At 71.3% G+C, this 4,290-nt stretch carries 4 protein-coding genes and 1 other RNA gene; 2 read left to right on the top strand and 3 right to left on the bottom strand.

The annotated features are described in order from the left end of the window. Positions 1–50: 50 nt before the first annotated feature. The 3 genes from EQG76_RS22620 to ffs form a co-directional block, all read right to left on the bottom strand. A complete protein-coding gene (locus tag EQG76_RS22620; RefSeq protein ID WP_159716570.1) occupies positions 51–374 on the bottom strand; it encodes a YbaB/EbfC family nucleoid-associated protein in 324 nt (107 codons plus the stop codon). Next, entirely contained in the window at positions 371–2,161 is a 1,791-nt protein-coding gene (locus EQG76_RS22615; protein WP_255476582.1) for a DNA polymerase III subunit gamma/tau, read from the bottom strand. Before EQG76_RS22615 ends, EQG76_RS22620 begins: the two co-directional genes overlap by 4 nt. Before the next feature lie 2 nt (positions 2,162–2,163). After that, positions 2,164–2,260, bottom strand: an RNA gene (gene ffs, locus EQG76_RS22610) — signal recognition particle sRNA small type. A gap of 79 nt (positions 2,261–2,339) precedes the next feature. Here ffs and nudC point away from each other — a divergent pair. Together nudC and EQG76_RS22600 are read left to right on the top strand one after the other, a co-directional pair. Continuing rightward, positions 2,340–3,233, top strand: coding sequence for an NAD(+) diphosphatase (nudC, locus tag EQG76_RS22605; RefSeq protein WP_235031515.1), 894 nt, complete (start codon positions 2,340–2,342; stop codon positions 3,231–3,233). A gap of 158 nt (positions 3,234–3,391) precedes the next feature. Continuing rightward, the coding region (locus tag EQG76_RS22600; RefSeq protein WP_159716567.1) for a tetratricopeptide repeat protein at positions 3,392–4,290 on the top strand (899 nt) is incomplete at its 3' end.

The raw sequence follows: 4,290 nt of genomic DNA, 5'->3' as shown, positions 1-4,290 counted from the left end.
GCTCGTCGATCGCACCGGGTGCCTGCTGTCTGGTCAGGACGGGCCCCGGCTCAGAAGGGCAGCTTCATGCCGGGCGGGAGCTGCAGCCCGCCGGTCAGCTTCTGCATCTCGGCCTGCATGTGCTGCTCGATCTTGGTCTTGGCGTCGTTGACCGCCGCCACGATAAGATCCTCCAGGATCTCGACATCGTCGGGCACCAGCAGGGACGGGTCGATCTTGATCTTCCGCATCTCGCCCTTGCCGTTCAGCACCACCGCGACCAAGCCGGCACCGGCCCCGCCCTCGATCTCCATCTCCGCCAGCTTCTGTTGCATCTCGCCCATGCGGGCCTGCATCTTCTGGGCTTCTTTGAGCATGTTGCCGAGATTCTTCATGCGCGCTCGATCCTCTTCTCGTTCTGGTCGTCGGGTTGGTCAGGGGTGCCGGTTACGGGACGGACGTCCTCGATCCTGGCACCGGGATAGGCCTCCAGGATCCGGCGGATCCCCGGATCGGCGGACAACGCCTCGATCAGCCGGCTGCGTTCCTCCGCCCGCTGCTCGCTCAGCGTGGGCTGGCCGCGCTCGTTGACGATGGCGACCATCCAGCGCCGGCCGGTTCGGGCGTGCAGCGCGTCCTGCAGGAGGTTGGCTAAGTCAGGGCGCGTGCCCGGGGCCGGTCGGATCTCCAGGCGCTGCGGCGCCATGCGCACGAGATGGACGCCCGTCTCCAGCGTGGAGGCCAGCATCGGCTCGCCGTTCCGGCGCAGGAACTCCACCAGCCCCGCGAAGTCGGTGGGCTCGGCCTGTCCGGCTGCAGGCGGTGCGGGCGGCGCTGACGGCGGCTCAGGCAGGGCGCGCCGCTCCGGCAGCGGCTCGGGCCGGCGAGCGATGGGCGCGGCCGGGGCCGTCGCCATGGCCGGCTGCCCGCGGGGCGCGGCAGGGGCACCGTCCTGGCCCAGCCGTTCCAGCCGGCGCAGGAGTTCGGCCGGGGGCGGCAACTCGCTCAGGCAGGCCAGGCGCAGGAGCAGCATCTCCGCGGCCATCGCCCCGTCCGGCGCGTTCTTCACCTCGTCCAGGCCGCGCAGGAGCACCTGCCAAGCCCGGGCGGCGGCCGGCAGGCTCAACCGGCCAGCTAGCGCCACGCCGCGGGCATGGCCGTCCTGGCCGGTATGCCAGCCGGGATCGGCGCTATTGTCCAGCTTGAGCCGCGAGATCCAGTGGCAGGCGCCCAGGAGGTCCTGGACCACGGCTACCGGGTCGGCGCCGCGCGCATGCAGTTCGGCGAATACTTCCAGCGCCGCCTGCGGCTGGCCGGTGAGCAGCGGCTCCAGGAGGTCGAGCAGCCGGGCGCGGTCGGCCAAGCCCAGCATGTCGGCGACCTGGCTGGCCACCACCTTGCCGTCGCCGAGCGCGATCGACTGGTCGAGCAGCGACAGGCTATCGCGCACGGAGCCCTCGGCGATCCGGGCGATCAGGGCCAGTGCCTCCGGCTCGGCCTCGACTCCCTCCTTGCGGCAGATGCCAGCCAGATGGCCCGCCAGCAGGTCGGGTGGCACTCGCTTCAGGTCGAAGCGCTGGCAGCGCGACACGATGGTCACCGGCACCTTGCGCTGCTCGGTGGTGGCGAACACGAACTTGGTGTGGGCCGGCGGCTCCTCCAGCGTCTTCAGCAGCGCGGCGAACGCGCTGGCCGAGAGCATGTGGATCTCGTCGACGATATAGACTTTGGTCCTGAGCGTGGTGGGCCCGTAGCGGACGCTGGCCAGCAGGTCGCGCATGTTGTCGACGCCGGTATGGGTCGCGGCATCCAGCTCGACCACGTCGATGGCGTTCTGCGCTTCGATCGACCGGCAGGGGCCGCAAACGCCGCAGGGCTCCGGCGTGGGCCCGCCCGTACCGTCCGGACCCTCGCAGTTCAGGGCCTTGGCGATGATCCGGGCGGTCGTGGTCTTGCCGACCCCGCGGATGCCGGTGAGCAGGAAGGCATGGGCAAGGCGCCCGGAGGCAAAGGCATTGGTGAGCGTGCGCACCAGCGCGTCCTGGCCGACCAGTTCGGAGAGGCGCTGCGGCCGATAGGCTCTCGCCAGGACCTTGTAGCCGGACGCGGTGGTATCGTCTCGCATGCGCCCGTTCGACTCATTCGCGCGGCAGGCCGGCCTGTGCGACGGGGCTGACCCCAGGAGGTGGAAGGCCGGACACGACCCGGACCGGAACTCGTTGCGGCTGCTTCCTTCCGGACCTGACCGGATTGGCGAGGAGCCCGTCCGCGCCGACCTTCCGAGAGGCTATATCGACGCTCGGGCGCGCGCGTGCAAGATGGCAGCCGCCGAACAATCGGCCTCAAGGGAGATCGACCGCTTGCCCCGCCCGTTCCGACCGCCGCCGCATGTCTATTCCTCCGTGGGCTTCGACCGCGCCGCCGCCTACCGCAAGGACCTCGCCTGGCTCGCCAGCCGCCGGGCCGACCGGACCACGCGGGTGGTCCTGGCGCACGGGCTGAACCTCGCGATCCTGGAGGCCGAGGACGGCCCCCATGCCGGCTTCCTCACTGTGGCCGATCTCGGCCGCGAGCTCGACGAGAGTGCCCTGTTCCTGGGCGTGATCGACGGCGTGGCCTATTTCGCCGCCGAGCTGGACGATCCGGTCGAGGCGACCTTGCCGCTGGTCGACCTGCGCAGCGTCGGGCCGGTCCTGCCGCCCCACGAGGCGGGGCTCCTGGCCTCGGCTCGGGCGCTGCTGCACTGGCACAGCACCCACCGGTTCTGCGGCAGCTGCGGGAGTGCCACCCTGCCGGCCCAGGGCGGCCATGCCCGGACCTGCCCCCAATGCGGCCGCGAGCATTTCCCGCGCACCGACCCGGCCGTGATCGTGCTGGTCACCCATGGCGACCAGGCGCTGCTCGGCCGTTCGCCGCGCTTCCCGCCGGGCATGTACTCGACGCTGGCAGGCTTCGTGGAGCCGGGCGAAAGCCTGGAGCAGGCGGTGGAGCGGGAGATCGAGGAGGAGGCGGGCATCCGGCTCCGCACCATCCAGTACCGCTCCTCGCAGCCCTGGCCATTTCCTCAGTCGCTGATGCTGGGTTTCCGGGCCGAGGCCGAAATCGCGCAGCTCCGGATCGACCAGGACGAGCTGGAGGACGCGCTGTGGATCCCGCGCCCGATCCTGGCCGACCCGGAGCGCAGCCCGGTGCTCCTGCCGCGCGAGGACAGCATCGCGCGGTTCCTGATCGAGGAGTGGCTGGCCGAGGGGTGAGGATAAGCTCGAATCTGACTCGGCCCGGATCTGGCTGGCCTCGGATCTGGCCGAGGTTGCGACAATCGATACCCGGAGTTTTCCGGAAAAACTCGTCCCTGCGTGGTTGTCCTCCCTGCGACATGGTGGAAACTTCCGCCAAACCTTCGGAGGAACCCATGCGAATGCGGCTAGCCGCGCTGGTCGGCGCCGGCCTGCTGACCTTGTCAGCAACGGGCGCGCCTGCCCAGCTCAGCGATCAGGTACGGGCGGGCGTGAACGCCTATGCAGCCGGCCGGTTTGCCGAGGCGGCGGATGCCTTCCGCACGGTGCTGATCTCCGGCGAACTGGCGCCGGCCGACATTGCGGTCGCCCACAACAATCTGGGCGCCGCGCTGTCCCGGCTCGGCGACCAGGACGCCGCCATCGCGGAATACCGCAAGGCGGAGCGGCTGAACCCGGACACGCCCATGCTCCGGCGCAACCTGGTCTTCGCCTTCGTCCAGCGCGGCAATGCCCGCGCCGGGGCTGGCCAGCACGGGGAGGCGCAGGCTGATTTCGACCAGGCGCTCCTGATCTCGCCCGACGATGTCCGGGCGCTGCGCGGACGCGCACAGCTACGCATGGCGGCCGGCGACCTGATCGGGGCGAGCGCGGACCTGCGGCATGGCCTGCTGGTCGAGCCGGGCAATGCCGAGCTGGCGTCGATGCTCGAGGCGCTGAACAGCCGCTCGTCCGCTGGAGCACCTGCGGCCCTGGTCGATGGGGGCACGACGCCGGCAGCCGCACCCGCCGCACCGGCATCCGCCAGCGAACCCGTGTCCGCACCTGTCCAGGCAACGCCGGCCCCGCGCTCAGTCGTGGTGCCGATCACGCGGATGATGGGGGAAGCGCCGCCATCCGCGGCACTCGATCCGGATCTGCCGGCGCAGGCCGCGACAGCGCCGTCCGGGCCCCAGGCAGCGCCTCCGGCCGCCGCGGCCGTCCCGCCCGCCGCGGAGCCCCCAGCCCTCCCGGCCGGCCAGCGTGCGACCGCTTCTGCCGACATCGCGTCGGGTCCGGCGACCATGCCCGCCCC

It is taken from the genome of Geminicoccus flavidas, from assembly GCF_009806515.1.
GTDB classification, from domain to species: domain Bacteria; phylum Pseudomonadota; class Alphaproteobacteria; order Geminicoccales; family Geminicoccaceae; genus Geminicoccus; species Geminicoccus flavidus.
Note: the sequence above shows the minus strand (reverse complement) of the source record. Positions and strands in the feature narration are given on the sequence as shown.